Annotated in this window: 25 protein-coding genes; 15 read left to right on the top strand and 10 right to left on the bottom strand. The window is 61.0% G+C overall.

Annotated elements, in window-relative coordinates; all coding sequences use genetic code 11:
* Positions 1-88: 88 nt before the first annotated feature.
* The 5 genes from AC1RCO_RS23725 to dksA all read right to left on the bottom strand — a co-directional run bounded on the left by AC1RCO_RS23725 (position 89) and on the right by dksA (position 6,206).
* Complete coding sequence (locus AC1RCO_RS23725; protein WP_041119922.1) at positions 89-1,516, bottom strand: sigma-54-dependent transcriptional regulator; 1,428 nt, start codon at positions 1,514-1,516, stop codon at positions 89-91.
* Positions 1,517-1,538: 22 nt separating this feature from the next.
* A complete protein-coding gene (locus AC1RCO_RS23720) occupies positions 1,539-4,493 on the bottom strand; it encodes a sensor histidine kinase (protein ID WP_011063507.1) in 2,955 nt (984 codons plus the stop codon).
* On the bottom strand, positions 4,477-4,653 hold the full coding sequence (locus AC1RCO_RS23715; RefSeq protein ID WP_003176118.1) for a hypothetical protein: 177 nt from the start codon (positions 4,651-4,653) through the stop codon (positions 4,477-4,479). Before AC1RCO_RS23715 ends, AC1RCO_RS23720 begins: the two co-directional genes overlap by 17 nt.
* 77 nt (positions 4,654-4,730) lie before the next feature.
* Complete coding sequence (gluQRS, locus tag AC1RCO_RS23710; protein WP_410037574.1) at positions 4,731-5,627, bottom strand: tRNA glutamyl-Q(34) synthetase GluQRS; 897 nt, start codon at positions 5,625-5,627, stop codon at positions 4,731-4,733.
* Between the two features lie 138 nt (positions 5,628-5,765).
* The gene (dksA, locus tag AC1RCO_RS23705; RefSeq protein ID WP_011063504.1) at positions 5,766-6,206 is read right to left on the bottom strand and encodes an RNA polymerase-binding protein DksA; all 441 of its coding nucleotides are present in this window, start codon (positions 6,204-6,206) and stop codon (positions 5,766-5,768) included.
* Between the two features lie 342 nt (positions 6,207-6,548).
* Between dksA and AC1RCO_RS23700 the strand changes: the two genes are divergently transcribed.
* Complete coding sequence (locus AC1RCO_RS23700; protein WP_072445064.1) at positions 6,549-7,721, top strand: pyridoxal phosphate-dependent aminotransferase; 1,173 nt, start codon at positions 6,549-6,551, stop codon at positions 7,719-7,721.
* Positions 7,721-8,434: a DNA/RNA nuclease SfsA gene (gene sfsA, locus AC1RCO_RS23695; RefSeq protein WP_041119917.1), complete on the top strand. Its 714-nt coding sequence runs from the start codon at positions 7,721-7,723 to the stop codon at positions 8,432-8,434. Before AC1RCO_RS23700 ends, sfsA begins: the two co-directional genes overlap by 1 nt.
* On the opposite strand, the gene AC1RCO_RS23690 is transcribed toward sfsA, so the two are convergent.
* Positions 8,431-8,748 carry a Rieske (2Fe-2S) protein gene (locus AC1RCO_RS23690; RefSeq protein WP_065363678.1) on the bottom strand — a complete coding sequence of 106 codons (318 nt, stop codon included), beginning with the start codon at positions 8,746-8,748 and terminating at the stop codon, positions 8,431-8,433. The genes sfsA and AC1RCO_RS23690 overlap by 4 nt on opposite strands.
* A 219-nt stretch (positions 8,749-8,967) precedes the next feature.
* On the opposite strand from AC1RCO_RS23690, the gene AC1RCO_RS23685 reads away from it, so the two are divergent.
* From AC1RCO_RS23685 to AC1RCO_RS23670, 4 genes are read left to right on the top strand one after another with little or no spacing between them, the layout of a single operon-like run.
* Entirely contained in the window at positions 8,968-9,843 is an 876-nt protein-coding gene (locus AC1RCO_RS23685; protein ID WP_011063500.1) for a heme/hemin ABC transporter substrate-binding protein, read from the top strand.
* Positions 9,840-10,877, top strand: a complete 1,038-nt coding sequence (locus AC1RCO_RS23680; RefSeq protein WP_011063499.1) for a FecCD family ABC transporter permease — start codon at positions 9,840-9,842, stop codon at positions 10,875-10,877. The genes AC1RCO_RS23685 and AC1RCO_RS23680 overlap by 4 nt, the downstream gene beginning before the upstream one ends.
* The gene (locus AC1RCO_RS23675) at positions 10,877-11,644 is read left to right on the top strand and encodes a heme ABC transporter ATP-binding protein (protein ID WP_011063498.1); all 768 of its coding nucleotides are present in this window, start codon (positions 10,877-10,879) and stop codon (positions 11,642-11,644) included. The genes AC1RCO_RS23680 and AC1RCO_RS23675 overlap by 1 nt, the downstream gene beginning before the upstream one ends.
* 21 nt (positions 11,645-11,665) lie before the next feature.
* Entirely contained in the window at positions 11,666-12,529 is an 864-nt protein-coding gene (locus AC1RCO_RS23670) for a ChaN family lipoprotein (protein ID WP_019092859.1), read from the top strand.
* Positions 12,530-12,762: 233 nt separating this feature from the next.
* Here AC1RCO_RS23670 and AC1RCO_RS23665 read toward each other — a convergent pair whose 3' ends face one another.
* From AC1RCO_RS23665 to AC1RCO_RS23650, 4 genes are all read right to left on the bottom strand, one after another.
* On the bottom strand, positions 12,763-13,563 hold the full coding sequence (locus tag AC1RCO_RS23665; protein WP_019092858.1) for a Crp/Fnr family transcriptional regulator: 801 nt from the start codon (positions 13,561-13,563) through the stop codon (positions 12,763-12,765).
* Positions 13,564-13,576: 13 nt separating this feature from the next.
* Complete coding sequence (locus AC1RCO_RS23660; protein WP_011063495.1) at positions 13,577-13,849, bottom strand: TfoX/Sxy family protein; 273 nt, start codon at positions 13,847-13,849, stop codon at positions 13,577-13,579.
* Between the two features lie 229 nt (positions 13,850-14,078).
* Positions 14,079-14,423 carry a pentapeptide repeat-containing protein gene (locus tag AC1RCO_RS23655; RefSeq protein WP_011063494.1) on the bottom strand — a complete coding sequence of 115 codons (345 nt, stop codon included), beginning with the start codon at positions 14,421-14,423 and terminating at the stop codon, positions 14,079-14,081.
* Between the two features lie 93 nt (positions 14,424-14,516).
* A complete protein-coding gene (locus AC1RCO_RS23650) occupies positions 14,517-16,073 on the bottom strand; it encodes a bifunctional aminoglycoside phosphotransferase/ATP-binding protein (protein ID WP_123397765.1) in 1,557 nt (518 codons plus the stop codon).
* A gap of 115 nt (positions 16,074-16,188) precedes the next feature.
* Between AC1RCO_RS23650 and mrcB the strand changes: the two genes are divergently transcribed.
* From mrcB to msrQ, 9 genes are all read left to right on the top strand, one after another.
* Positions 16,189-18,513, top strand: coding sequence for a penicillin-binding protein 1B (mrcB, locus tag AC1RCO_RS23645; protein WP_072445080.1), 2,325 nt, complete (start codon positions 16,189-16,191; stop codon positions 18,511-18,513).
* Between the two features lie 16 nt (positions 18,514-18,529).
* Positions 18,530-19,276, top strand: coding sequence for a tetratricopeptide repeat protein (locus AC1RCO_RS23640; RefSeq protein WP_011063491.1), 747 nt, complete (start codon positions 18,530-18,532; stop codon positions 19,274-19,276).
* Positions 19,276-19,611, top strand: coding sequence for a YqcC family protein (locus tag AC1RCO_RS23635; protein WP_492618101.1), 336 nt, complete (start codon positions 19,276-19,278; stop codon positions 19,609-19,611). Before AC1RCO_RS23640 ends, AC1RCO_RS23635 begins: the two co-directional genes overlap by 1 nt.
* Positions 19,612-20,193: 582 nt before the next feature.
* A complete protein-coding gene (locus tag AC1RCO_RS23630; protein ID WP_026019946.1) occupies positions 20,194-21,918 on the top strand; it encodes an acetolactate synthase 3 large subunit in 1,725 nt (574 codons plus the stop codon).
* 2 nt (positions 21,919-21,920) lie between these two features.
* Positions 21,921-22,412 carry an acetolactate synthase small subunit gene (gene ilvN / locus AC1RCO_RS23625; RefSeq protein WP_011063488.1) on the top strand — a complete coding sequence of 164 codons (492 nt, stop codon included), beginning with the start codon at positions 21,921-21,923 and terminating at the stop codon, positions 22,410-22,412.
* 45 nt (positions 22,413-22,457) lie between these two features.
* On the top strand, positions 22,458-23,474 hold the full coding sequence (ilvC, locus tag AC1RCO_RS23620; RefSeq protein WP_007959661.1) for a ketol-acid reductoisomerase: 1,017 nt from the start codon (positions 22,458-22,460) through the stop codon (positions 23,472-23,474).
* A 146-nt stretch (positions 23,475-23,620) separates the two neighbouring features.
* Positions 23,621-24,478, top strand: coding sequence for a CDP-diacylglycerol--serine O-phosphatidyltransferase (pssA, locus tag AC1RCO_RS23615; protein ID WP_011063487.1), 858 nt, complete (start codon positions 23,621-23,623; stop codon positions 24,476-24,478).
* 63 nt (positions 24,479-24,541) lie between these two features.
* Entirely contained in the window at positions 24,542-25,555 is a 1,014-nt protein-coding gene (msrP, locus tag AC1RCO_RS23610) for a protein-methionine-sulfoxide reductase catalytic subunit MsrP (RefSeq protein WP_019092854.1), read from the top strand.
* Positions 25,555-26,175 (top strand): protein-methionine-sulfoxide reductase heme-binding subunit MsrQ, encoded by a 621-nt coding sequence (gene msrQ, locus AC1RCO_RS23605; protein ID WP_220223288.1) that lies wholly within the window; start codon positions 25,555-25,557, stop codon positions 26,173-26,175. The genes msrP and msrQ overlap by 1 nt, the downstream gene beginning before the upstream one ends.
* Positions 26,176-26,250 lie beyond the last annotated feature (75 nt).

Here is a 26,250-nt window from a genome sequence, read left to right as displayed (position 1 = left end):
TTAGCCCCGGTTCCTGTTACGTGCGATGGAGCAGGTAACAGTTTTTTTCACAAAAGCGAGTGTTACCCGCGTTTTCGTCAGCCGTGGTTCAGCTTTCGCTGGCGACCCCACTCTTGCGTCGTGGGATGCCCAGGCGCTGACGACGTTCCCACAGGCATTTGCGGCTGACGCCCAGTTTGCGTGCCAGCTCGGTCTCGGTCATGTGGTCCTGGTGTTCGAGGACGAAGTGCTGGAAGTAGTCCTCCAGGGACAGGTCTTCGGTCGGTTCGTGGCTGGTGTTACCCGCTTGTGGGGGCAGGCCGACGAAGTCGTCGTCTTCCAGGTCGCTCAGTTCGATGTCGATGCCCAGCAGGTCGGCCGAGATTTCCGGGCTTTCGCACAGAATGACCGCACGCTCGACAGCGTTCTCCAGTTCGCGCACGTTCCCCGGCCAGGAGTAATGGCGGATGGCCTGTTCTGCATCGGCGGCGAACTTAAGGTCCGTGCGGCCGACGCGCGCGCTCTGGCGGGCCAGAAAGGCATTGGCAATTTCATTGACGTCTGCACCGCGCTCACGCAGGGCCGGCAGTTTCAGGGCAATCACGTGGAGGCGGTAGTACAGGTCTTCACGGAACTGGCCTATTTTCGACAGGCTTTTCAGGTCGCGGTGAGTGGCTGCAATCAGGCGCACATCGACTTTCTGTGACTGTACCGAGCCGACACGGCGGATTTCGCCTTCCTGCAGTACTCGCAGCAATCGCGCCTGCGCCTCCAGCGGTAGCTCGCCAATCTCGTCGAGGAACAGGGTGCCGCCGTCCGCAGCTTCTACCAGGCCGGCACGGCCGGCGCTGGCACCGGTGAACGCGCCTTTCTCGTGGCCGAACAGTTCGGACTCGATCAGGGTTTCCGGAATGGCTGCGCAGTTCACCGAAATCATCGGTGCCTTGGCACGCTTGGACAGGTTGTGCAGGGCCCGGGCTACCAGTTCCTTGCCGGTACCGGATTCACCCTGAATCAGTACATTGGAGTCAGTGGGCGCCACTTTGCGGATCTTGCTGTACAGATCCTGCATGGGAGCGCAGGAACCGATGATGCCGATTTCGCCATTGTTGTTGCCCGCACCGGCCCGCTCCGCAGTGGCGCCAGCCTTGGCGGCCGGACGGTCTGGCGGGGAATTTTCGGCGCTTTGCCGATCCCGCAGGATCCGCGCCACGGCCTGGAGCATTTCATCGTGATCGAACGGCTTGGCGATGTAGTCCACCGCACCCATTTTCATCGAGTCCACGGCTGAGCGCAGGCTGGCGTAGCTGGTCATGATCAGCACCGGAGTGCCCTGGCCGAGCTTGATCAATTCGGTGCCCGGGGCGCCTGGCAGGCGCAAGTCACTGACGATCAGATCGAAAGTGGGAATGCTGAAGCGTTCCTGTGCCTCCTGCACTGAGCCGGCTTCGCTGACCTGGTACTGGTTGCGTTCCAGCAGGCGGCGCAGGGCGGAGCGGATAATGGTTTCGTCTTCGACGATCAGAATATGCGGCATTGATTCAATTCTCTCGACGGTCTCAGTTCACAGCGGACGTCGCTTCGACATGACGCGGTAAAGTCACCCGGATACGGGTGCCGCGTTGGCTTTGAGGATCGGCCGGGCTGTCGATGGTGATTTGTCCATAATGCTCTTCAACGATGGAATAGACCAGTGCAAGGCCCAGACCGGTGCCTTCCCCAGGGTCCTTGGTGGTGAAAAACGGTTCGAACAATCGGTCCATGATGTTCTTCGGAATGCCGCTGCCTTCGTCCTCCACGATCAGGTCGACCGTGTGCTCGAAAGCCTCGCTCTTGACGCGTACCGCGCTGCCAGGAGGGGAGGCGTCGCGGGCGTTGGAAAGGAGGTTGATCAGTACCTGGGCAAGGCGCTGGGGATCACCGTCGACCCAGTGGTCGGGATCGCACAGGTTGAAGAACTGCACCTCGAAATTGCGCCGGTTCAACGCCAGCAGGCCAATGGCGTCCTGGGCCACTTCGGCCAGGCACACCGCCTCGTCGTTGTGCTGATGGCTGCCGGCGTGGGCGAAGCTCATCAGCGACTGGACGATGCGCGAGATGCGTTTGGTCTGTTCGAGGATCTGCTCGCTGATTTCCGTCAGTTCGCCGTCCTCTTCCCGTTCTTCGCGCAGGTTCTGCGCCAGGCAGGCGATGCCGGTAATCGGGTTGCCGATCTCATGGGCCACCCCGGCCGCCAGGCGCCCGATGCTGGCCAGGCGTTCGGAGTGCACCAGCTTGTCTTCCAGGGTCTGGGTTTCGGTCAGGTCTTCCACCAGCAGTACCAGGCCGCTGTTGCCCGGGGCCAGAGGCTCATCGATGGCGGCCTTGTGCAGGTTCAGCCAGCGGGTCTGGCCATCGAGGGCCAGGTGCTGTTTGTGCAAGTGTTCGTCCGGCAGGTTGATAAAGCCCTGCAGCAGGTCCTTCCACGGGTTGGTAATGGTGCTCAGGCGCGAGCCCACCACGTGCTGGGCTGGTATGCCTGTGAGCTCCTCCATGGCCTTGTTCCACATGAGGATCTCCTGGTCCTTGGCCAGGGAGCAGACCCCCATCGGCAGCTCTTGCAGGGTTTGCCGGTGATAGCGGCGCAGGGCATCGAGCTCGGCGGCCAGGCCGGTGAGGCGTGAGTGGTAGTCCTCCAGCCGGCTTTCGATGAAGTGGATGTCCTCGGTGACGTAGTTTTCTCCACCGGCCTTGTAGGGCAGGAAGGTTTCCACCATGTCCTGGGCGACGCTGGGGCCCATCAATCCGGACAGGTTGGCTTCGATGCGGTCGCGCAGGCGCCGCAGGGCGTAAGGTCGGCGTTCGTCAAAGGGCAGATACAGATCACGCAGGGCCTGCTCCACTTCCTTCTGGGCTGCCTTGGCCCCCAGCGGCTTGGCCAGTTGGGTGGCGAACTCCTGGGGCGAGGCGGCGTGCAGTTCCCGGCGCTGCGGACGGCGCACGTTGTCCACGGCACAGGCTTCGGCGGCGCTGGCCTCCTCGGTGCTGGCATTGGTGAACAGCGAGATCAGGGTGAACATCAGGACGTTGGCCGCCAGCGAGGCGATGGCCGCCATATGCCAACTGGTGTCGTCCAGGACGTAGATCATGTTCAGCAGCGGGATGTAGAAACCCTGCAGGTTGCCGATCAACGGCAGCAGCATGGTCACCAGCCACACCAGGATCCCCGCCAGCAGGCCGGCGATGAAGCCCCGGCGGTTGGCGGTCGGCCAGTACAGTACCGACAGCACGCCCGGAAGAAATTGCAGGGTGGCGACAAAGGCCACGATCCCCAGGTTGGCCAGGTCCTGCTCGGCGCCCAGCAGCAGGTAGAAGGCGTAGCCGGCCATGATAATGGCGACGATCAGGGCGCGGCGGGTCCACTTCAGCCAGCGGTAGATGTTGCCCTCCGCCGGCGGCTGGTAGAGCGGCAGCACCAGGTGGTTCAGGGCCATCCCCGAGAGCGCCAGGGTGGTGACGATGATCAGGCCGCTGGCGGCCGACAGCCCGCCGACATAGGCCAGCAGAGCCAGGGCCGGGCTGTTGGCGGCGATGCCGATGCCCAGGGTGAAGTATTCCGGGTTGGTGGTAGCGCCGAGCTTGAGGCCGGCCCAGAGAATCAGCGGCACTGCCAGGCTCATCAGCAGCAGGAACAGCGGCAGCCCCCAACTGGCGCTGACCAGGGCGCGAGGGTTGAGGTTCTCGGTAAAGGTCATGTGGTACATGTGCGGCATGACGATTGCCGAGGCGAAGAACACCAGTAGCAGGGTGCGCCACGGGCCTTCCTGAAGGGGTGTATGCAGTGCGGCAAGGGCAGTCTGGTTCTGCAGCAGCCAGAGTTCCAGTTGTTGCGGGCCGTCGAATACCCCGTACAGCGCGTACAGGCCGACACCGCCAATGGCGATCAGCTTGATCACCGATTCGAAGGCAATGGCGAACACCAGGCCTTCATGTTTTTCTCGGGTGGCGATATGCCGCGAGCCGAAGAAGATCGTGAACAAGGTGATCAGCGCGCAAAAGCTCAGCGCCACCCGATGTTGCACTGGCTCGTGGGTGAGAATGCCAATGGAGTCGGCCACGGCCTGGATCTGCAGCGCCAGTAATGGCAGCACGCCGATCAGCATGAAGATCGTGGTCAGCGCACCGGCCCAGGTACTGCGAAAACGGAAGGCGAACAGGTCGGCCAGGGATGACAGCTGGTAGGTGCGGGTGATTTTCAGGATCGGGTAGAGCAGTACCGGTGCCAGCAGGAAGGCCCCGGAAACCCCCAGGTAGCTGGACAGGAAGCCATAGCCGTACTGGTAGGCCAGGCCGACCGTGCCGTAGAACGCCCAGGCGCTGGCATAGACCCCGAGTGACAGGGTGTAGGTCAGCGGGTGGCGAATGATCGAGCGGGGGATCATCCCGCGCTCACTGATCCAGGCAACGCCGAACAGCACCGCCAGGTAGGCGGCGCTGATCAGGATCATCTGGGTCAGGCTAAAGCTCATCGGCATCTTTTTGGCTCTGCAGGATGAAGGTCACGACGATCAGAATCAGCCAGAGCAGATACGGGCGATACCAGGCGCCAGTAGCATCGATCCACCAATCCATGATGGCGGGGGAGAACAGATAGATCCCCACTACCAGGAGCAGGACCAAGCGATAGATGTACATCTCGGCCTCTCTTTATTGTGTGCGTGCCCGAAAACGTGCGGCGATGGTAACGGATGGGCGCCAAGCTGCAAGTGGCGTCAGCTTAATTGCGCTTCCGGCACGCTCAGTGTGCGTGGAATCAGGGCGGCATCCCAGTGGGCCATGCCCCAGGCCATTATCTGCGCGACGCTGGCGCCATCGAGGTCGGCCGGTGGCTTCTGGCCCAGTGCCCGCAGGGCGCGCAGCAGCAGGGGCGGGGCCTGATCCTCGGTCAGCGGGGGCGAGCGGTAGGACTTGCCCAGTTTGTGCCCGTCCGGCTGGGTGATCAGCGGTACATGCAAGTAGCGGGGCTGGGAAAGGCCCAGCAGTTCCTGCAGGTACAGCTGGCGCGGTGTGGAATCCAGCAGGTCGGCGCCGCGCACGATATCAGTGATGCCTTGCCAGGCATCGTCGAGCACCACGGCCAGTTGGTAAGCGTAGAGACCGTCGCGGCGGCGGATCACGAAGTCCCCCACTTCCCGACCCAGGTGCTGGCGGTATTCGCCCTGGACCCGGTCGACGAAGCGATACTCCAGTTCGGGTACCCGCAGGCGGATCGCGGCGTCGTCCTGGGCGTGGCCGAGGTTGCGGCACAGTCCCGGGTAAATGCCATGGTAGGGCTCCAGCTGTTTGCGCGAACAGGTGCAGGCATAGGCCAGGCCCTGCTGCAACAGGCGATTGAGGACTTCGCCATAGGCGTCGTGGCGATCGCTCTGGCGGATCATTTGCCCGTCCCATTCGAAGCCGTAGCTTTCCAGAGCCTTGAGAATGGCCGCCTGGGCACCGGGCTCTTCCCTGGGAGGGTCAAGGTCCTCCATGCGCAGCAGCCAGCGGCCGCCGACGGCGCGGGCATCAAGATAGGAGGCAAGCGCGGCAACCAGAGAGCCGAAATGCAGATAGCCGCTGGGAGTGGGGGCGAAGCGCCCGATGTACGAGGAAGAGGTGGAGGCAGTCATGGAGCGGATGTTACTTCGTCTGGCCCCGGGGTGACGATGGTGCCGGGGGATCGCTTTGGCGAGCGGGCTTGCTTTTGCAGGGAAGGTAGAAACGAAAACGGAGCGTGGGTACGCTCCGTTTCAGGTTCCAGCCGGCGATTATTTGCCGACCTGTTTTTCCTTGATTTCCGCCAGTGTCTTGCAGTCGACGCACATGTCGGCGGTTGGGCGGGCTTCCAGCCGGCGGATGCCGATCTCGACGCCGCAGGATTCGCACCAGCCGTATTCTTCGTCTTCGATCAGTTGCAGGGTCTTGTCGATCTTCTTGATCAACTTGCGCTCGCGATCGCGGGCCCGCAGTTCGAGGCTGAACTCTTCTTCCTGGCTGGCACGGTCAGCCGGGTCGGGGAAGTTGGCCGCTTCGTCTTTCATGTGATCAACAGTGCGGTCGACTTCCTGCATCAAGTCCTGTTTCCACTTGTTCAGGATCTTGGTGAAGTGCTCGCGCATGGGCTTGCCCATGTACTCTTCGCCCGCAGTTTCAACATAAGGTTCAAAACCGCTGATCGATTGAATCTGTTGCTTTGCTTGGGTGGGCATGAATGGACCGCCTCTACTCTTGTAATCCATTGCGCAGGATTGCTCCATCTCCGACACTTGCCGGCCCTGCGGCTGCAAGCGGGCGAACTTACCAGATCAAACCAGAGCGCGCTACTCCCGGTTGTCGAGCCTATGTCCTGCTTCGTCCATGGATATGGGAAAAGCCTGACATGGCTTGCTGATCGGTTCGTTCAATCATTGATTTTAGTCAAGTCTGCGGGTTGTGTTGGCGCCAGTTGGCGCAAGCAACAGACCGCTCGGATCCGCCTGGGTTCTCCCGGGCTTGATCAGATGGGTAGAATCGGTCCTTTGCTCCCCCCTCGAATCAATGAAGGAAGGCTAATGGCTCAGCCCTACAGTGCGCGTAGTCGCGCTATCGAACCTTTCCATGTCATGGCCTTGCTGGCCCGCGCCAATGAGCTGCAAGCCGCCGGGCATGATGTGATTCACCTGGAAATCGGCGAACCGGACTTCACCACCGCCGAGCCGATCATCAAGGCCGGGCAGGCCGCGCTGAGCGCCGGCAAGACGCGCTACACCGCAGCCCGCGGAATTCCCGAGCTGCGAGGGGCGATTTCCGGCTTCTATCAGCAGCGTTACGGCCTGGACATCGATCCCGAGCGGATCATGATCACCCCCGGTGGTTCCGGTGCCTTGCTGTTGACCAGCAGCCTGCTGGTGGACCCGGGCAAGCACTGGCTGCTGGCGGACCCGGGTTATCCGTGCAACCGGCATTTTTTGCGTCTGGTGGAAGGCGCTGCGCAGTTGGTCCCGGTGGGGCCGGATGTGCGTTACCAACTGACGCCGGACCTGGTGGAGCGCTATTGGGATCAGGACAGCGTGGGCGCCCTGGTGGCCTCGCCGGCGAACCCCACCGGCACGGTCCTGAGCCGGGACGAGTTGGCGGGGTTGTCCACCGCGATCAAGGCTCGCAACGGGCATCTGGTGGTGGACGAGATCTACCATGGCCTGACCTATGGCACCGATGCCGCCAGCGTTCTGGAAGTGGATGACAGCGCTTTCGTCCTGAATAGTTTCTCCAAATATTTCGGCATGACCGGCTGGCGCCTGGGCTGGCTGGTAGCTCCGCCGGCAGCCGTGGGTGAACTGGAAAAGCTGGCACAGAACCTCTATATCAGTGCGCCGAGCATGGCCCAGTATGCTGCGCTGGCTTGCTTCGAGCCGCAGACCCTGGATATCCTCGAGGAGCGCCGCGCCGAGTTCGGGCGCCGCCGGGATTTCCTGCTGCCAGCCTTGCGTGAGTTGGGTTTCGGCATCGCTGTGGAGCCTGAAGGGGCGTTCTATTTGTACGCGGACATCAGCGCCTTTGGCGGTGATGCCTTCGCCTTTTGCCGGCACTTCCTGGAAACCGAGCACCTGGCCTTTACCCCTGGCCTGGACTTCGGCCGGCATCAGGCTGGCCATCATGTGCGCTTTGCCTATACCCAGAGCCTGGAACGCCTGCAGGAGGCGGTTGAGCGTATCGCCCGTGGCCTGCAGAGCTGGCACGCCTGATGCGCTTCGATCCTCCCCTGGAAGAGGGGCGTCTGCTGCGTCGTTACAAGCGCTTCCTGGCAGACATCGAAACCACCACCGGCGAGCTGTTGACCATCCATTGCCCCAATACCGGCTCGATGCTCAATTGCATGGTCGAGGGCGGGCAGGTGTGGTTCAGCCGCTCCAATGACCCCAAGCGCAAGTTGCCGGGCACCTGGGAAATCAGCGAAACCCCTCAAGGCCGCCTGGCCTGCGTCAACACCGGGCGGGCCAACGGGCTGGTGGAAGAAGCCTTGCGCTCGGGGCTTATCAGCGAGTTGAACGGCTTCACCGGGCTCAAGCGCGAGGTGCCTTACGGGCAAGAGAACAGCCGTATCGATTTTCGCCTGGATTACCCGGACGGCCCGGCGTATGTCGAGGTCAAAAGCGTCACCCTGGGCTTCGATGGCACGCCGGTGGCAGCGTTTCCCGATGCCGTGACCCAGCGCGGCGCCAAGCATCTGCGGGAACTGGCGAGCCTGGCCCGGGAGGGCGTGCGGGCGGTTCAGCTGTATTGCGTCAACCTTTCGGGCATCGACGCGGTGCGGCCGGCGCAGGAGATCGATCCGGGTTACGCCGCTGCCCTGCGCGAAGCCCGCGCGGCGGGGGTTGAGGTGCTGGCCTATGGTGTGTGCCTGACGGCCGAGCAAGTGTGCATCGACCGACGTCTTGAAGTGTTGCTCGGGGATTAGAGGTCCACCCAGATCCCCTGGCTGTCTTCATGGCAGCCGATGCTCTCCAGGAACTGGCCGGCGCAAGGTCCGGCCACGCACTCTCCGCTCTCGATCAGAAACAGGGCGCCATGGGTGGCGCACTGGATCAGGCTGGCGCTGGGGTCGAGGAACTGGTCAGCCTGCCACTCCAGCGCCACTCCCCGGTGCGGGCAGCGATTGGCATAGACATAGGCCCGCTGCTCGCGCCGCACGGCGAACAGCTTCAGCCCGGAGAGCTGGAAGCCCCGGCTGCCGGCTTCGGGCAGATCGTTGCCGGCGCAAAGAAATTTCATGGCTATCCTCTTGGTCCGAAGGCTCTGCGTCCAGGCTGTCACAGTTTCTTTCCGGCTGCAGGATGAAACATGTCGGCGCTTGACGGCTAAATGAAAACAATTATCAAATGGCCGCCCCGCCCGTTACGGGACGCTTGTTCCTTTCGATGCCCGGCCTGTCCGGCATGTCACATGGACAGCAGCTGCGCGGGCCCCCACTTTAATGAAGGAAATGTTCTTATGCGCCTGAGTGCCTGCGCCATTGCGTTCTGTGCCGGATTGCTGGTGAGCCAGTGGGCCACCGCTGATGAGTTGCCGCAGCGTTGGGTCAGTGCCGGTGGGGCCTTGTCCGAGTGGATAACGGCTCTGGGGGCCGAGTCCAAGCTGGTGGGCGTCGATACCACCAGCCAGCACCCGGAGTCGCTCAAGGCGCTGCCGAGCATCGGCTATCAGCGTCAGTTGTCGGCCGAAGGCATTCTCAGCCTGCGGCCGCAGATTCTGGTGGGTACCGAGGAGATGGGGCCGCCGCCAGTGCTTTCGCAGATCCGCAGTGCCGGGGTCAAGGTCGAACTGTTTTCCGCCCAGGCCGACTTGCCGACCTTGCAAGCTACCCTGCAGCATCTGGGGCTATTGCTGGGCCGAGAAGAGCAGGCCGGGCAACTGTTCCAGGGCTATCAGCAACAACTTGGGCAGCAGCAGGCGTGGGTCGCCCAGGCTCAAGCGCAGCACGCGGCGCCCGGGGTGCTGTTGTTGCTCGGGCATGCCGGCGGCAAACCCCTGATCGCCGGCAAGGACACCGCCGCGAATTGGCTATTGCAACAGGCCGGTGGGCGCAATCTGGCGACTCATACCGGCTATAAGCCATTCTCGGTCGAATCCCTGGCGGGCTTGAATCCGGATGTACTGGTGTTCTCCGATCGCAGCCTGACCGGCGATGCCGCTCGTGCCGCACTGTTCAAGGAGAACCCGGTGCTGGCATCCACACCGGCGGCCAAGGCCGGGCGGGTGGTGGAACTGGACCCGACCTTGCTGGTGGGAGGCCTGGGCCCTCGCTTGCCTGATAGCCTGAAACGCCTCTCCAGCGCCTTTTATCCCCAGGCCAAGCCGGCCCAATGAGTCGTCTGGTCAAGCCTCGAACACTGTTTATCGGGCTGGGCGTCCTGTGCCTTGTGGCGATCTGGCTGTCCCTGGCCCTGGGCCCTGTCAGCCTGCCCTTGTTTGATACCTTGCGTGCCGCCTTGCGCCTGCTTGGATTGCCGATCGACGGGCAGGGCCTGGAGCAGGCGGAACTGATCCTGGGACAGATTCGCTTGCCCCGGACTCTGCTCGGTCTTGCGGTGGGCGGAGTTCTGGCGCTGTCCGGGGTCGCCATGCAGGGGCTGTTTCGCAACCCCCTGGCAGACCCGGGGCTGGTGGGGGTTTCCAGTGGTGCAGCATTGGGTGCGGCCATCGCCATTGTTGGCGGCTCGATGTTCGGCGGCCTGCCAGAGGCTGTCGGCCCTTATTTGCTCTCCCTGTGTGCCTTCCTTGGCGGCCTTGGGGTGACGGCGCTGGTGTATCGCCTGGGGCGGCGCAACGGGCAGACCCATGTGGCAACCATGCTGCTGGCGGGGATTGCCCTGACGGCGCTGGCCAGTTCGGCGGTGGGGTTGTTCACCTATCTGGCGGACGACGCCACGTTGCGCACTCTGACTTTCTGGAACCTGGGCAGCCTGAATGGTGCCAGTTACCAGCGCTTGTGGCCCTTGCTGCTGGTGACCGCCGCGGTTGCGCTGTGGCTGCCGCGCCGAGCCAAGGCGTTGAATGCACTGCTGTTGGGCGAGTCCGAGGCCAAGCACCTTGGCATCGATGTCGAAGGTCTCAAGCGCGAGCTGGTGTTCTGCACCGCGCTGGGTGTGGGCGCTGCCGTGGCGGCGGCGGGAATGATCGGTTTTGTCGGCCTGGTGGTGCCGCATCTGGTGCGACTGTTGTCCGGTCCGGATCACCGGACCTTGCTCCCGGCCTCGATCCTGGCCGGAGCCAGCCTGCTGCTGTTGGCTGACCTGGTGGCGCGCCTGGCGCTGGCGCCTGCCGAGTTGCCCATCGGTATCGTCACGGCCTTTATCGGTGCGCCATTCTTTCTGTACCTGTTGTTGCGAGGGCGTGCCTGATGCTGCGAGTCGAGAACCTGCATGTGCGGCGCGGCGGCAAAGACGTCCTGGCTGGCATCGACCTGCAGTTGCTGCCGGGCGAGGTGCTGGGAGTCCTCGGCCCTAATGGTGCAGGTAAAAGCAGCCTCTTGGGGGGCTTGAGTGGTGAACTGGCGGCTCATCAGGGGCAGGTGCTGCTGGATGATCAGGAACTGGCTCATTGGTCGGGCGCCGAGCGTGCGCAGCGCCTGGCAGTGCTGCCCCAGGCTTCGAGCCTGGATTTCGCCTTTCGTGTGGAGGAGGTGGTGGCGCTGGGGCGTTTGCCCCATCAGACCGGGCGCGTGCGTGACGAGGAAATCGTCAACGCTGCTTTGAATGCTGCCGATGTGGCGCACCTGTCGGGGCGCAGCTATCTCGCGCTGTCCGGCGGCGAGCGCCAGCGGGTGCATCTGGCGCGGGTCCTGGCGCAACTGTGGCCGGGCCAGCCAGGGCACAACCTGCTGCTGGATGAGCCGACTTCTGCACTCGACCCCTTGCACCAGCACGTCACCTTGCAGGCCATTCGAGCCTTCGCCGACCGCGGCGCGGCGGTGCTGGTCATCCTGCATGACCTGAATCTGGCTGCGCGTTATTGTGACCGGGTCTTGTTGCTTGAAGGCGGCCGCCCGCATTCATTGGGAACACCGACCGCGGTACTGCGGCCTGAGCCCCTGAAGGCGGTGTTCGGCCTGGAAGTTCTGGTGCAGGAGCATCCCGAACGCGGGCACCCGTTGATCATCGCCCGCTGAGGCGAAGCCCGGAGAGACCTGATGCGCGTATTGCCATTGTTGCTGGCCATGCTGCTGGCCGCCTGTCACAGCATGCCGGGGATCCTGCCGCCGCCGGTGGCTTCGGCGCCCGGCAGTATCATTGAGCTGCGCAGTGCCAAGGCGCTGACCCCTGTCGAACTGGTAGGGCGCCTGGCACGGGCCCCCCGAGTGATCATTGGCGAGCAGCATGACAATCCCGATCATCATGTCCTGCAACTCTGGCTCTTGCGCTCCATGGCCCGGGAGCGGCCACAGGGCAGTCTGTTGCTGGAAATGCTCAACCCGGATCAGCAGCCAGAAGTCGATGGGGTAAAACGCTCCATTGATGGGGGGCGGTTGCCTGATGACCTACCCGGCAGGTTGGCCTGGCAATCAGGCTGGGACTGGAGCCTCTACGGCCCGCTGGTGGGTTTTGCCCTGCGTCAGCCCTATCCCTTGCTCGCTGCCAATCTGGATCGCCAGGAGGTGCGTGCCATTTATGCACGGGCGCCCGTCCTGACCGGCACACGGAGCAACGCACCGTCGGTGATCGAGGCATTGGCCGGGCAAATCCGCGAATCGCACTGTGGCTTGCTGCCGGAGAGCCAGGTGCCGGCAATGCGGGCGGTGCAGCAGCAACGGGACCGACGCATGGCTGAACAGCTGCTGGCGGCTCCGGCTCCGGCCCTGTTGCTGGCCGGGGCGTTTCACGGTCGCAAGGATCTTGGCGTGCCTCTGCATCTTGCCGATCTGGACCGAAGCCAGGAGGTGGTGGTGTTGATTCTGGCGGAGCAGGGGCAACAGGTTGCCGCGGCATCGGCCGACTACGTCTGGTATACGCCGCCCCAGCCCGCCAAGGACTATTGCGCGCAACTGAGGCCCTGATCGGAGGGCTTTTCTGCGGGCAAAAAAAGACCCGGCAAGAGCCGGGTCAAATAACCGTGATTAGCCTGATGAGGAGATAATCTGAGAGTCCGAACCACTGGTCTTCCAGGTTATCGACTGATCTCGCGACCAGTTGTGATAATCATAACGATTCTCATTTCGAAGTCAACAAGGCTTTTCAGATTTCTGCATATTTTGCCAAACGTCCGTTTGGATCTGCCTGGAATCCGGGGTCAGTTCGAGTTGTTCAAGGTCATGAGCCGGGTCACTTCCTTGTTCAACAGGTCGATGCGGCGCGCCATACTTTCGATCAGGCTGTGGGCAATGCGCGGATTGCTCTGGGTCAGGCTGAGAAACTGGTCCTTGGGAATCAGCATGATTGTGCTGGGTTCGCTGGCGATCACGCTGGCGCTGCGTTTTTCTCCGGTGAACACTGCCATGGCGCCGAAAATCTCGTCCTTGGGGACGTCGCCGACCTTGTGCCCGTCGACGAAGGCCTGTGCATGGCCTTCGAGTATTACAAACACATGATCTGCCTCATCCCCCTGGGTAATCAGCCTTTCGCCCGCCTCCACGCGCTTGAAGCCGTTGCTGCTGCGCAACTCTGGCGGCTTGAGACGGGCAATGGCATCGGACAGCAGGGCGGTCTGGCCGATCAGGTACTGTACGAGCAGTTCCGAGCGTTGTACGTCGGCCTGGATGTGCCGAAACACTTCAGTCCTCAGATAGGGAATCAGTTGCAGCGGCGTATCGCAGTGCAGTTGCCACTGCGGGAGTTCGATGCCGCGCCGCAGCCCCACCAGGTCGCCTTCATGCAGGTAGAACAGTGGCCGCTCTTCGACACTGGCCTGGATCACGCCACTTGCCAGGAGGAACAACTGGTCGCCGGGCAATACGCTGGACAGCTCAGCGATGGGGCCAAGCTCCAACGTCGGGCCGCTGGGCGCAAGCCCGTCCAGCAATTGCGGCGGAATGCTCTGCAGTCTGTTGATCAAGGCGTCGGCGTAAGCCGGCTGCTCCCCCATTAGATACATTTGGCTCTGCCAGTCAGTTTTTGTGACGAGAGGAAATGGCGTCCAGTTGCTTGTTCAACGCCTCTTTGCGTTCGGCGGGAAGGTCGTTCCAGTGCATGTCCATCAGGGCGCCCTCGATGGCATAGAGCAAGACTTTCGACGCACGAAAACCACGGGTCCGCACGGCCCGGTAGGCGTCCACCGCACCCAGGCGGCGCAAGTCGGAAGCGCTATGGATGCCCACTGCATGCAGCCATTGTGCCGATGTCTTGCCAAGGTTCTTCAGGTGTTGCAGTTCATCATTCATTAAGCCTCCTGGCGATGGCCGAATGGTGAGTGGGCAGCCTCAGAGGAGTGTAGCGCTCAGTAGAAAACGCGCTGTTCTTTGGTCGGGTTTGGCGCAAATGCTTCTAAGGGCGCAGCGGTGAAGCTCAAAGGGAGGGGGGGGGCAGGCCATGCGAAGGGCGGGGTGCAGGCGAGAAAGCGGACCAGGTCCGGCGCTGAACAGAACGCCGGACAAAGACGGACGGCGGGGGTCAGCGAGTGCGGTAACGCAGGCGGGTGCCGAAATTGACCGACATGAGAATCTCGTCGGCACTCAGTTCCACCGGAAAGTAGGCGCCGGAAATCTGTGCATGGGCGAGGCTGGCGCCTTCCATGGACGAGTTTCTCAAGTCCAGCCCCCGCAGATCCGCGGAGCGAAAGTAGGCGTCAGTGAAATCGATGCCTTGTGCGTTCAGTTCCCGCAGGTCGAGGCCGCGGAAATCCCCGCCGCGCATGTCGATGGGTTGATCTTTCGGGCGTTCGCGGTTGAAGCCGACGATGTCGTCTTTATGCAGCAGGGCGTAAAGCGGAGTGTCGAGAAGTTTCGGTTGGCTCATGGCGACGTCACCAGTGTTGGATTTATGACGCCAGTATAGTGCCACTATTTTTCAGCCGTGAAGTCTTTGCCACTTCACGGCTGAAATGACCGTTTACAGGCCTGGGAGGCGTTGGCGAATGTTGGCAACCAGGGCGTCCAGGCTGCCGCTTTCGTTGGTTTCTATGCGCTTGCTGCGCAGCAGCTCTTCGTCGGTCAGCGCTTCGCGAGTGGCTTGCTGGTTGGCAATCACTTCCAAAGTGGCGTCGGATGGATCGTTCTGATCGGCCTGGCGCTGGGCCAGCCAGCTGGCAACCACTGCCTCAGGAGCGTTGCAGTCGATGATCAGGCAGGGCGTACCAGTGGCCTCGGCCACTTTGGCCGCGGCATCGCGCTGGGCACGTTTGAGGTAGGTCGCGTCGATCACTACCGGGAAGCCGGCACGCAGGATGGTTTCGGCGATTTCATGCAGGCGCGCGTAGGTGGCGCTGCTGGCTTCGCTGCTATAGATGCCAGCGTGTGGGTCGTTGGGCACCTGTTGCTCGCCGAACAGGCGCTTGCGCTCTACGTCGGAGCGCAGGCGAACGGCGCCCAGTGCCTCTACCAGGCGCATGGCCACGCGGCTCTTGCCGACCGCCGAAATGCCTGAGGTGATGGCCAGGAAACGCGATGGAATGGTGCTGTAGCTTTCCGCCAGATTGGCGTAGTTGCGGTACTGGCGCAGGGTGGTGGCGCGCTGCACCGGCGTGGCTTCGGCAGGCATGCTGAACAGACTGACCTTGGCGCGTACCAGGGCACGGTAGGCCTTGTAGAAATTGAGCAGCTCCAGGCCCTGGTAGTCGCCGGTCAGCTCCAGGTACTGGCTGATGAAGCGTCGCGCCAGGCTCTTCAGACCGCGGTCTTCCAGGTCCATGGCAAGGAAGCCGGTATCGGCGTAGACGTCGGTGAAACGAAACGGTTCGTTGAATTCGATGCAGTCGAAAATCACCACCTTGCCGTCGATCAGAGTGGCGTTGCCCAGGTGAATATCGCCATGGCATTCACGGATGAAACCTTCGCTCTTGCGTTGGGCCAGCAGAGGCTTGAGGCGTTCGAAGCTGGTTTCGGCCCAGGCTTGCAGGGCTTCAAGTTGTTGCAGATCGGCCTTCTCGCTGAGGAATGGGCGGATTTGTTCGAAGTTCTGACGCACCGGAGCCATCACGCTCTCCGGGGTGCCGGCTTCATGCTCAGCTGGAACCTTGGGCGCGCTAAGGTGGAAGTGGGCGATCTGCCTGGCCATCTCATCGATGTGCGCAGTGGTCAGCTCGCTGTTGGCCTGCAAGGTGCTGAGCAACTGGCTTTGCGGGAACTGACGCATTTTCAGTACGTATTCGATAGCCGGACCATCGCCGCCCAGTACCGGGGCTTCGGCGCTACCGGTGATCGGCAGGACTTCCAGGTACAGGTCCTCGGTCAGGCGCTGGTTCAGGCGCAACTCTTCGCCGCAGAAGTGCTCGCGGGCGTCCAGGCTGGTGAAGTCGAGGAAGCCGAAATTGACCGGCTTCTTCACTTTATAGGCAAAGGGGCCGGTGAGCAGAACCCAGGAGATGTGGGTTTCGATGACCTGAAACCCTTCTACGGGATGAGGAAACAAGGCGGGGTTTTGCAGGGCAGCGATCAGTGACTGGCTCACAGGCGATCCTTCAGAGTCGGGAAAATCGAGGGCGTCATTATGGCCGCTGAACGCACTAAGGCAAACCTCGGGTGGCGCATGTTGACGATGAATAAAGTGCGTATAATCCGCCGCCATGACTCGTACCCGATCCCCTCGTTCTGCTAAAAAAACGCCGTCTGGTGGCCTGCGCCCCTGGCTGGGCTGGGCCCTCAAGCTCAGTCTGGTCGGTCTGGTGGTGCTCGCCGGCTTTGCGGTTTACCTCGATGCCGTGGTCCAGGAAAAATTCTCCGGCAAGCGCTGGACCATTCCGGCCAAGGTCTACGCCCGCCCGCTTGAGCTGTTCGTCGGACAAAAGCTCAGCAAGGACGATTTCCTCACGGAACTCGACGCTCTGGGCTATCGCCGTGAAAGTGTCGCCAACGGCCCGGGCGCAGCCTCGGTCAATGGCAATACCGTGGACCTGAACACCCGCGGCTTCCAGTTCTATGAAGGGCTGGAGCAGGCTCAGCCGGTGCGCGTGCGCTTCTCCGGCGATTACGTGGCGGAACTGTCCGGCAGCAAGGGGGCCAAGCTCGCGGTGGTGCGCCTGGAGCCATTGCTGATCGGCGGCCTGTACCCGAAGAACCTCGAAGACCGGATCCTGATCAAGATCGATCAGGTTCCGCCGTATCTGCTGGAAACTCTGGTGGCGGTGGAAGACCGCGACTTCTATTCACACCACGGGGTGTCGCCCAAGTCGATTGCCCGTGCGATCTGGGTCAACACTTCGTCCGGCCAGATGCGCCAGGGCGGTAGTACCCTGACCCAGCAGTTGGTGAAAAACTTCTTCCTGACCAACGAGCGCAGCCTGTCGCGCAAGCTCAATGAAGCGATGATGGCGTTGTTGCTGGAGCTGCATTACGACAAGCGCGAGATTCTCGAGGCCTACCTCAACGAGGTCTTCGTCGGCCAGGACGGTCAGCGTGCGGTGCACGGCTTCGGTCTGGCCAGCCAGTTCTTCTTCAGCCAGCCCCTGTCCGAACTCAAGTTGCACCAGGTGGCGCTGTTGGTCGGGATGGTCAAAGGGCCTTCCTATTACAACCCGCGGCGCTACCCGGAACGTGCCCTGGAGCGGCGTAACCTGGTGCTCGATCTGCTGGCACAGCAGGGCGTGGCTACCCCGGAACAGGTGGAGGCGGCGAAGAAGATGCCGCTGGGCGTAACCAAGCGCGGCAGCCTGGCGGACAGTTCCTTTCCCGGTTTCCTCGACCTGGTCAAGCGCCAGTTGCGCGAAGACTACCGTGATGAAGACTTGACTGAAGAAGGCCTGCGGATCTTCACCAGTTTCGATCCGATCCTGCAGATGAAAGCTGAAGCCTCGGTCAACGACACCTTCAAGCGCCTGGCCGGGCGCAAGGGCTCGGAAGACGTCGAGGCGGCAATGGTGGTGACCAACCCGGAAACGGGTGAGGTCCAGGCCATGATCGGCAGTCGTCAGGCCAGCTTTGCCGGTTTCAACCGGGCCTTGGATGCGGTGCGCCCGGTGGGCTCGTTGATCAAGCCGGCGGTCTACCTGACCGCCCTGGAAAAGCCCAGTCAGTACACCCTGACCAGTTGGCTGTCGGATGAGGCGTTCTCGGTAAAAGGCGCGGACGGGCAGGTGTGGAAGCCGCAGAACTATGACCGGCGCTCCCACGGTACGGTGTTCCTGTACCAGGGCCTGGCTCACTCCTACAACCTGTCTACCGCACGGCTCGGCCTGGAAGTGGGTGTGCCCAATGTCCTGAAGACCCTTGGGCGCCTGGGGGTGACCCGCGAGTTCCCGGCCTTCCCATCGATGCTGCTGGGGGCAGGGGGCATGAGCCCGATGGAAGTGGCGACCATGTACCAGACGCTGGCCAATGGCGGCTTCAATACGCCGATGCGCGGGATTCGCAGCGTGTTGACAGCGGAAGGCGAGCCGCTCAAGCGCTATCCGTTCCAGATTCAGCAGCGCTTCGATGCCGGCTCGATCTATCTGATTCAAAGCGCGATGCAGCGGGTGATGCGCGAAGGCACCGGCAGCTCGGTGTACAACGTGTTGCCCAAGACTCTAGCGTTGGCGGGCAAGACCGGTACCAGTAACGATTCCCGTGACAGCTGGTTCGCCGGTTTCAGCCAGGACCTGCTAGCCGTGGTCTGGCTGGGCCGCGACGATAACGGCAAGACGCCGTTTACCGGTGCTACCGGCGCCTTGCAGGTGTGGACCAGTTTCATGCGCAAGGCCGACCCGCTGCCGCTGGATATGCCGCAGCCGGACAACGTGGTTCAGGCCTGGGTCGATTCGCGTACCGGGCAGGGCTCCGATGCCAACTGTCCGGGGGCTGTGCAGATGCCGTATATTCGCGGCAGCGAACCGCCTCCCGGTGCTTCCTGTGGGGGAGAAAACCCGGCAGGCGGCGATTCGGTGATGGATTGGGTCAAGGGCTGGATGAACTAAGCGATGAGGGTTTGACGTGAACAAGTGGTGGATTCCAGCTATTACAGCTCTGGCGTTGCTCAACGGTTGCGCCAGTGTGCAGCGCGGCTCTATTCCCGTCGTGGATTCCGGCACTGCCGTGTCCAACAGCGAGCGGATTTCCGCCTCCGGAGGCTTTCGCCAGACGACCATCAAGCGCCCGGCGCAGGCTCAGGCACAGGCGATTCCGGAAGATTCCGGCGTAGTGGTAATGGTTCCGGGCGGCGGCGCTACGGCCTCTGCGCCGATCAGCAGTTCGCCCATTACTCCGGGGCCGGTCACTTCAGGGCCTATTACCCCGGGTCCGGTGGACGGCTCCGGTTATCAGTCGGCACCGATCAGTCAGGGCACTTACAACATGCCCTCTACGCCCAGTGGCATCCCTTCGGCCCGGGCCGGTGGTCTGTCGGCCGATGAGCAACTGGATGGCCCGGTGCTGGCGTTGCTGACCACTGCGCAACAACAGCAGTCCAGTGGTGACTTGAACGGTGCTTCCTCCAGCCTCGAGCGAGCGCAGCGTGTTGCGCCACGCGAGCCGCAGGTGCTGTATCGCCTGGCTCAGGTACGCATGGCCCAGGGGGATGCGCCCCAGGCCGAGCAGTTCGCTCGCCGTGGCCTGAGCTTTGCCAACGGCCGCCCTGATCTCCAGGCAAGCCTGTGGGAGCTGATTGCCCAGGCGCGTGAGAAACAGGGTGATGCCGCAGGTGCAGCGCAGGCGCGCCAGAAAGCTCGGGTTTCGCTGTGATGGATGGGCGCTTTCCCAGGATCGCCGAACAGTTGCTGCTGATCGAGCGTGAGTTGCGTGTGCAGGGCCTGTGGGACGACGTTGTGCCCAGTGCCGAGGCACTGGCCAGCACTCAGCCCTTTGCCGTGGATACTCTGGAGTTCGAGCAATGGCTGCAGTGGATCTTTCTGCCCCGCATGAAGATGATTCTGGAGCAGGATTTGCCGCTGCCCAATGCGTCAGGTATTCAGGAAATGGCCGAGATGGTGTTCTCCACTCGCTCGATGCAGGGGCGCGACCAGCAGTTGCGAGTTCTGCTCAAAGAGTTTGATCAGCTCATCGTTGCTACTCGCTGAAACACGACTGCCAGGCATGCCTGGCAGTCGCCTCCCTCCATGCTGCCCACTTCAGTCTCGTTCTCTCGAAGTGACAACTTCGAAGGGTTCATGTCTGTCCGTGCATTGCTGTTGTTGCAGTGCATGACGTTCCTCTCGGCTCTCTGGCAATGGGGTTTCGCCCAAAGTCCGGGTTCGCATTTCTGAGTTGCTTGCCGAAGATTGCGCAATTGAAGCGCAGACAGCAGTCGTTTTTGGGTTTTTTCTTGCGTTCTCATGCGCTTAGTTCGAATTAACCACATAGACGACTTGACTTGAAGAGGACGAAACAGAAGAATCCAAAGTCCGCTGTAGAGGGACTGCCAGAAGCAGACCCACTCAGCAGATCATGAGGCGCATATCCGCGCCGAAGTGCTACACCCGCAACGCGTTACCTCGCGCTGGGTGGGAAAACCCCGCAACACTTTGGGGCGCTCCCAATACTTGCTCAGTCAGTGCTGACGTAGTCGGCGACCACCGTCGCTCATGCTCTGCTGAGAAGTAAACCTATTAAGACCCGCTCCCTTTTGAGGGCGGTATTCTGGCGTTTTAGAGGTGAACAACGTGGAGCTTTTATCTGGCGGTGAGATGCTCGTCCGCTTTTTGCGTGACGAAGGCGTCAAATATATCTACGGGTACCCGGGTGGTGCTCTCCTTCATGTTTACGATGCCCTGTTCAAAGAACCGGAAGTGACCCACATCCTGGTTCGTCACGAACAAGCGGCGACCCATATGGCTGACGGCTATGCCCGTGCCACCGGTAAAGCCGGCGTGGTACTGGTGACCTCCGGCCCGGGCGCGACCAATGCCATTACCGGTATTGCCACCGCCTATATGGACTCGATTCCCATGGTGATCATTTCCGGCCAGGTGCCCAGCACCATGGTGGGCACCGACGCGTTCCAGGAAACCGACATGATCGGTATCTCCCGGCCGATCGTGAAGCACAGCTTCATGATCAAGCACGCTTCGGAAATCCCGGAAGTCATGAAGAAAGCCTTCTACCTGGCGCAATCCGGTCGTCCTGGTCCGGTGGTGGTCGATATCCCCAAGGACATGACCAACCCGGCTGAAAAGTTCGAATACGTTTTCCCCAAGAAAGCCAAGCTGCGCTCCTACAGCCCAGCTGTTCGCGGTCACTCCGGGCAAATCCGCAAGGCGGCAGAAATGCTCCTGGCGGCCAAGCGCCCTGTGCTTTATGCAGGCGGCGGCGTGATTCTCGGCGGCGGTTCCGCACCGCTGACCGAACTGGCCAAGATGCTCAATCTGCCAGTGACCAATACCTTGATGGGTCTGGGCGCCTATCCGGGCACCGACCGGCAGTTCGTGGGCATGCTCGGCATGCACGGCAGCTACACCGCCAACCTGACCATGCACCATGCCGACGTGATCCTGGCCGTGGGCGCGCGCTTCGATGACCGGGTGATCAACGGTGCGCCGAAGTTCTGCCCGAATGCCAAGATCATCCATGTCGATATCGACCCGGCTTCCATCTCCAAGACCATCAAGGCCGATGTGCCTATCGTCGGTCCAGTGGAGAGCGTCCTGACCGAAATGGTCGCGGCACTCAAGGAAATCGGCGATACCCCGAACAAGGAGACGGTCGCCAGTTGGTGGAAGCAGATCGAGGAATGGCGTGGCGATCGCGGCCTGTTCCCTTACGACAAGGGCGACGGCAGCATCATCAAGCCACAGACCGTGATCGAAACCCTGTGCGAAGTCACCAAGGGCGATGCCTATGTGACCTCCGACGTGGGGCAGCACCAGATGTTCGCGGCGCAGTACTACCGGTTCAACAAGCCCAACCGCTGGATCAACTCCGGTGGCCTGGGCACCATGGGCTTCGGTTTTCCGGCGGCCATGGGCGTGAAATTGAGCTTTCCGGATAATGATGTCGCCTGCGTCACCGGTGAAGGCAGTATCCAGATGAACATCCAGGAGCTGTCGACCTGTCTGCAGTACGATCTGCCGGTCAAGATCATCAATCTGAACAATGGTGTGCTGGGGATGGTGCGCCAGTGGCAGGACATGAGCTACGGCAGCCGTCATTCGCACTCCTACATGGAATCGCTGCCTGACTTCGTCAAGCTGGTCGAAGCCTATGGTCACGTGGGCATGCGTATCACGGATCTGAAGGATCTGAAGCCGAAGATGGAAGAAGCGTTCGCCATGAAGGATCGCCTGGTGTTCCTCGATATCCAGGTCGACACCAGCGAGCACGTCTATCCGATGCAGATCAAAGACGGCTCCATGCGCGATATGTGGCTGAGCAAGACGGAGCGTACTTAATCATGCGGCACATTATTTCCTTGCTTCTGGAAAACGAACCGGGTGCTCTGTCTCGTGTTGTAGGTCTGTTCTCGCAACGCAACTACAACATCGAAAGCCTGACGGTGGCGCCGACTGAAGACCCGACACTGTCGCGTCTGACCCTGACCACCGTTGGCCATGACGAGATCATCGAGCAGATCACCAAGAACCTGAACAAGCTGGTTGAGGTGGTGAAGCTGGTAGACCTGTCGGAAAGCGCGCACATCGAGCGTGAACTGATGCTGGTCAAGATCAAGGCCACTGGCGCCCAGCGCGCCGAGGTCAAGCGCACTACCGATATTTACCGTGGGCAGATCGTTGATGTCAGCGCCAGCGTGTATACCGTTCAACTGACCGGTACCAGCGACAAGCTCGACAGCTTCATTCAATCGATCGGCACCGCATCGATTCTGGAAACCGTACGCAGTGGTGTCACCGGGATTGCCCGTGGCGACAAAGTACTGAGCATCTAACTCAAATTAGCGAATGGCCGGAACGGCCTGATATAGGGGAAATTCATGAAAGTTTTCTACGATAAAGACTGCGACCTGTCGATCATCCAGGGTAAGAAAGTTGCCATCATCGGCTACGGTTCCCAGGGCCACGCTCAAGCATGCAACCTGAAGGATTCCGGCGTAGACGTGACAGTCGGCCTGCGTAAAGGCTCGGCTACTGTTGCCAAGGCTGAAGCCCACGGCCTGAAAGTAACCGACGTTGCTGCAGCCGTTGCCGGTGCCGACCTGGTCATGATCCTGACCCCGGATGAGTTCCAGTCCCAGCTGTACAAGAACGAAATCGAGCCGAACATCAAGAAGGGCGCCACTCTGGCCTTCTCCCACGGCTTCGCGATCCACTACAACCAGGTTGTGCCTCGTGCCGACCTCGACGTGATCATGATCGCGCCGAAGGCTCCAGGCCACACCGTACGTTCCGAGTTCGTCAAGGGCGGTGGTATTCCTGACCTGATCGCGATCTATCAGGACGCTTCCGGCAACGCCAAGAACGTTGCCCTGTCCTACGCCGCAGGCGTGGGCGGCGGCCGTACCGGCATCATCGAAACCACCTTCAAGGACGAGACTGAAACCGACCTGTTCGGTGAGCAGGCTGTTCTGTGTGGCGGTACCGTCGAGCTGGTCAAAGCCGGTTTTGAAACCCTGGTTGAAGCTGGCTACGCTCCAGAAATGGCCTACTTCGAGTGCCTGCACGAACTGAAGCTGATCGTTGACCTCATGTACGAAGGCGGTATCGCCAACATGAACTACTCGATCTCCAACAACGCTGAATACGGCGAGTACGTGACTGGTCCAGAAGTCATCAACGCCGAATCCCGCCAGGCCATGCGCAATGCTCTGAAGCGCATCCAGGACGGCGAATACGCGAAGATGTTCATCAGCGAAGGCGCTACCGGCTACCCATCGATGACCGCCAAGCGTCGTAACAACGCCGCTCACGGTATCGAAATCATCGGCGAGCAACTGCGCTCGATGATGCCTTGGATCGGTGCCAACAAAATCGTCGACAAAGCCAAGAACTAAGTTCGAGTCTTGTCAGGGAAAACGCGGCCTAGGCCGCGTTTTTTCGTTTGCATGGATAGGTTCTGGTATAAAGCTGGATCCTTTGTGGCCGAATCGCGGCCCTGGGTATCTGTCGAAACTTTTCACACCGTTGCAAGGTAATGTCCATGAGCGAACGTCCCGAAGAGCCAAACCAGGCCTCTGACGCCGAAAGCCTGCTACCGATCGATGAGCATGTCGAAGAAGGGCATGACGCTGAAGGCCGTAAAGTCCGGCATCGTGGTATCTATCTTCTGCCGAATCTGTTCACCACTGCGAACCTGTTCGCGGGGTTCTATTCCATCATTAGCTCCATGAGCGCCCAGAGTGCAATGAGCGCCGGAGATGCGGCCGGGGCGAGCAAGTACTTTGCCTTTGCCGCGATCGCCATTTTCGTGGCCATGGTGCTTGATGGCCTGGATGGGCGTGTTGCCCGCATGACCAACACACAGAGTGCTTTTGGCGCTGAATACGACTCGCTGTCCGATATGGTTGCATTCGGCGTAGCGCCGGCGTTGTTGGCCTTTGGCTGGGCCCTGGGTGACATGGGCAAGGTCGGCTGGATGGTCGCCTTCATCTATGTGGCAGGCGCGGCCTTGCGCCTGGCGCGTTTCAATACTCAAGTCGGTACTGCCGACAAGCGTTATTTCATCGGCCTTGCCAGCCCGGCAGCGGCAGGTGTGGTGGCCGGTATCGTCTGGGCATTCAGCGACTACGGGATCCAGGGGTCGAAGATGTCGTTCCTGGTGGCGTTGATGGTGGCCGCCGCAGGCATGCTGATGGTCAGTAACATCAAGTACAACAGCTTCAAGGACCTGGACCTGAAAGGGCGTGTACCTTTTGTGGCGATCCTGGCGGTGGTACTGGTGTTTGCAGTGGTGTTCAGCGATCCGCCGCGCATTCTGCTTTTGGTGTTCCTCGCCTATGCGGCGTCGGGCCCTATCCAGTACCTGTTGCACCTGCGTCGTCGCAAAAGCGTCGAGTGATGTAATTTCCCCCATACTCCGCAGTCTATTGGTACATCTGTCCTCCAATACTGCGGAGTTGCCATGTTATTCAAATTCCCCAAGTCGTCCGACTGCAATGAGTCCCAGGTTACGCCCGAATCTCTTTACCTCTCTCGACGCAGCCTGCTCAGTGGTGCGGTTGCGGGCATGGCGTTTGCCAGCTTGCCGCGATGGGCAGCAGCACAGGACGCATCGCGTTATGCCGATGTTGAGCCGGGCCAGGCTCCCGGGTGGTTCTCCGACAAGCTGTCGACCACTCAGTGGCAAGCTGTAACCGTCAGGGATGAGGCGATCACTCCTTTCAAGGACGCGACTCACTACAACAATTTCTACGAATTCGGCACTGACAAGGGGGACCCGGCGGCCAACGCGGGCGCGCTCAAGACTCAGCCTTGGAGTGTGGTCGTGGATGGTGAGGTGGCTAAGCCAGGCCGCTACGCCCTGGAAGATTTCATGAAGCCCTACTCGCTGGAGGAGCGTATTTATCGACTGCGTTGCGTAGAGGCCTGGTCGATGGTGATTCCCTGGATAGGTTTTCCAATCTCTGCCTTGCTCAAGCAGGTGGAGCCCACCAGCAACGCCAAGTTCATTCGCTTTGAAACGTTGCAGGATCCCAAGAGTATGCCGGGCCAGCGCTCCGGCTTTGCCTTGATCGACTGGCCCTATGTCGAGGGATTGCGTCTTGATGAGGCGATGAATCCATTGGCGATTCTTGCGGTGGGGATGTACGGGCGTGAACTGCCTAACCAGAATGGTGCGCCGCTGCGCCTTGTAGTGCCTTGGAAATATGGCTTCAAAAGTGTGAAGTCGATTGTGCGCATCAGTCTGGTCAGCGAGCAGCCCAAGACTACCTGGCAGAGCATTGCGGCCAACGAATATGGTTTTTACGCGAATGTGAATCCGACGGTTGATCATCCGCGCTGGACCCAGGCTCGGGAACGGCGTCTACCCAGCAGTCTGTTCAGTCCCAATGTGCGGGAAACCCAGATGTTCAACGGTTACTCGGATGAAGTCGCTTCTTTATATAGCGGCATGGATCTGCGGAAGAACTACTGATGCGTTATTCGTTCTGGCGTATCGGCGTCTTCATCGCTGCAGCTATCTGGCCGCTGTATTGGCTGTATGAGGCCTGGGCTTCGGTACTGGGGCCGGACCCGGGCAAGGTGCTGGTTGATCGCCTGGGGTTGGGCACGCTGGTGCTGTTGTTGATCACCTTGGGCATGACTCCTTTGCAAAAACTCACGGGGTGGCCGGGCTGGATCGCTGTGCGCCGACAGTTGGGGTTGTGGTGCTTCGCTTATGTAGTGCTGCACCTGAGTGCTTATGGGGTATTCGTCTTGGGGTTGGACTGGTCGCAGCTGGGAGTTGAGTTGCGCAAGCGCCCCTATATCTTTGTCGGAAGCCTGGGGTTCCTCTTTCTGTTGTTATTGGCTGTGACGTCCAATCGTTATAGCCAGCGTCGCTTGGGCGCGCGTTGGAAGAAGCTGCATCGCCTGGTTTATCTCATCCTGGGGCTGGGGCTGCTGCATATGCTATGGATTGTCCGGGCGGACCTGAAGGAGTGGGCGGTCTACGCTTCTATAGGGGGGCTGTTGTTGTTGCTGCGTGTTCCCCCTGTAATGCGCCGGATTCCGCGCCTAATCGCAAAGAAAGCATCTTCTGCAACAAAATCGTAATTAACCCTTGACGGCAGATTCTACAGGTCTATAATTCGCCCCACTTCCGGCGCAGTCGAAACGGAAAACTCCTTG

Source organism: Pseudomonas sp. GW823-FHT03E05 (assembly GCF_058796855.1).
Note: the sequence above shows the minus strand (reverse complement) of the source record. Positions and strands in the feature narration are given on the sequence as shown.

What these genes read in the sequence shown, in the direction of transcription:
- AC1RCO_RS23725 (WP_041119922.1), bottom strand. Translation starts at nt 1,516, where the DNA reads ATGCCGCATATTCTGATCGTCGAAGACGAAACCATTATCCGCTCCGCC.
- AC1RCO_RS23720 (WP_011063507.1), bottom strand. Translation starts at nt 4,493, where the DNA reads ATGCCGATGAGCTTTAGCCTGACCCAGATGATCCTGATCAGCGCCGCC.
- AC1RCO_RS23715 (WP_003176118.1), bottom strand. Translation starts at nt 4,653, where the DNA reads ATGTACATCTATCGCTTGGTCCTGCTCCTGGTAGTGGGGATCTATCTG.
- gluQRS (WP_410037574.1), bottom strand. Translation starts at nt 5,627, where the DNA reads ATGACTGCCTCCACCTCTTCCTCGTACATCGGGCGCTTCGCCCCCACT.
- dksA (WP_011063504.1), bottom strand. Translation starts at nt 6,206, where the DNA reads ATGCCCACCCAAGCAAAGCAACAGATTCAATCGATCAGCGGTTTTGAA.
- AC1RCO_RS23700 (WP_072445064.1), top strand. Translation starts at nt 6,549, where the DNA reads ATGGCTCAGCCCTACAGTGCGCGTAGTCGCGCTATCGAACCTTTCCAT.
- sfsA (WP_041119917.1), top strand. Translation starts at nt 7,721, where the DNA reads ATGCGCTTCGATCCTCCCCTGGAAGAGGGGCGTCTGCTGCGTCGTTAC.
- AC1RCO_RS23690 (WP_065363678.1), bottom strand. Translation starts at nt 8,748, where the DNA reads ATGAAATTTCTTTGCGCCGGCAACGATCTGCCCGAAGCCGGCAGCCGG.
- AC1RCO_RS23685 (WP_011063500.1), top strand. Translation starts at nt 8,968, where the DNA reads ATGCGCCTGAGTGCCTGCGCCATTGCGTTCTGTGCCGGATTGCTGGTG.
- AC1RCO_RS23680 (WP_011063499.1), top strand. Translation starts at nt 9,840, where the DNA reads ATGAGTCGTCTGGTCAAGCCTCGAACACTGTTTATCGGGCTGGGCGTC.
- AC1RCO_RS23675 (WP_011063498.1), top strand. Translation starts at nt 10,877, where the DNA reads ATGCTGCGAGTCGAGAACCTGCATGTGCGGCGCGGCGGCAAAGACGTC.
- AC1RCO_RS23670 (WP_019092859.1), top strand. Translation starts at nt 11,666, where the DNA reads ATGCGCGTATTGCCATTGTTGCTGGCCATGCTGCTGGCCGCCTGTCAC.
- AC1RCO_RS23665 (WP_019092858.1), bottom strand. Translation starts at nt 13,563, where the DNA reads ATGTATCTAATGGGGGAGCAGCCGGCTTACGCCGACGCCTTGATCAAC.
- AC1RCO_RS23660 (WP_011063495.1), bottom strand. Translation starts at nt 13,849, where the DNA reads ATGAATGATGAACTGCAACACCTGAAGAACCTTGGCAAGACATCGGCA.
- AC1RCO_RS23655 (WP_011063494.1), bottom strand. Translation starts at nt 14,423, where the DNA reads ATGAGCCAACCGAAACTTCTCGACACTCCGCTTTACGCCCTGCTGCAT.
- mrcB (WP_072445080.1), top strand. Translation starts at nt 16,189, where the DNA reads ATGACTCGTACCCGATCCCCTCGTTCTGCTAAAAAAACGCCGTCTGGT.
- AC1RCO_RS23635 (WP_492618101.1), top strand. Translation starts at nt 19,276, where the DNA reads ATGGATGGGCGCTTTCCCAGGATCGCCGAACAGTTGCTGCTGATCGAG.
- ilvN (WP_011063488.1), top strand. Translation starts at nt 21,921, where the DNA reads ATGCGGCACATTATTTCCTTGCTTCTGGAAAACGAACCGGGTGCTCTG.
- ilvC (WP_007959661.1), top strand. Translation starts at nt 22,458, where the DNA reads ATGAAAGTTTTCTACGATAAAGACTGCGACCTGTCGATCATCCAGGGT.
- pssA (WP_011063487.1), top strand. Translation starts at nt 23,621, where the DNA reads ATGAGCGAACGTCCCGAAGAGCCAAACCAGGCCTCTGACGCCGAAAGC.
- msrP (WP_019092854.1), top strand. Translation starts at nt 24,542, where the DNA reads ATGTTATTCAAATTCCCCAAGTCGTCCGACTGCAATGAGTCCCAGGTT.
- msrQ (WP_220223288.1), top strand. Translation starts at nt 25,555, where the DNA reads ATGCGTTATTCGTTCTGGCGTATCGGCGTCTTCATCGCTGCAGCTATC.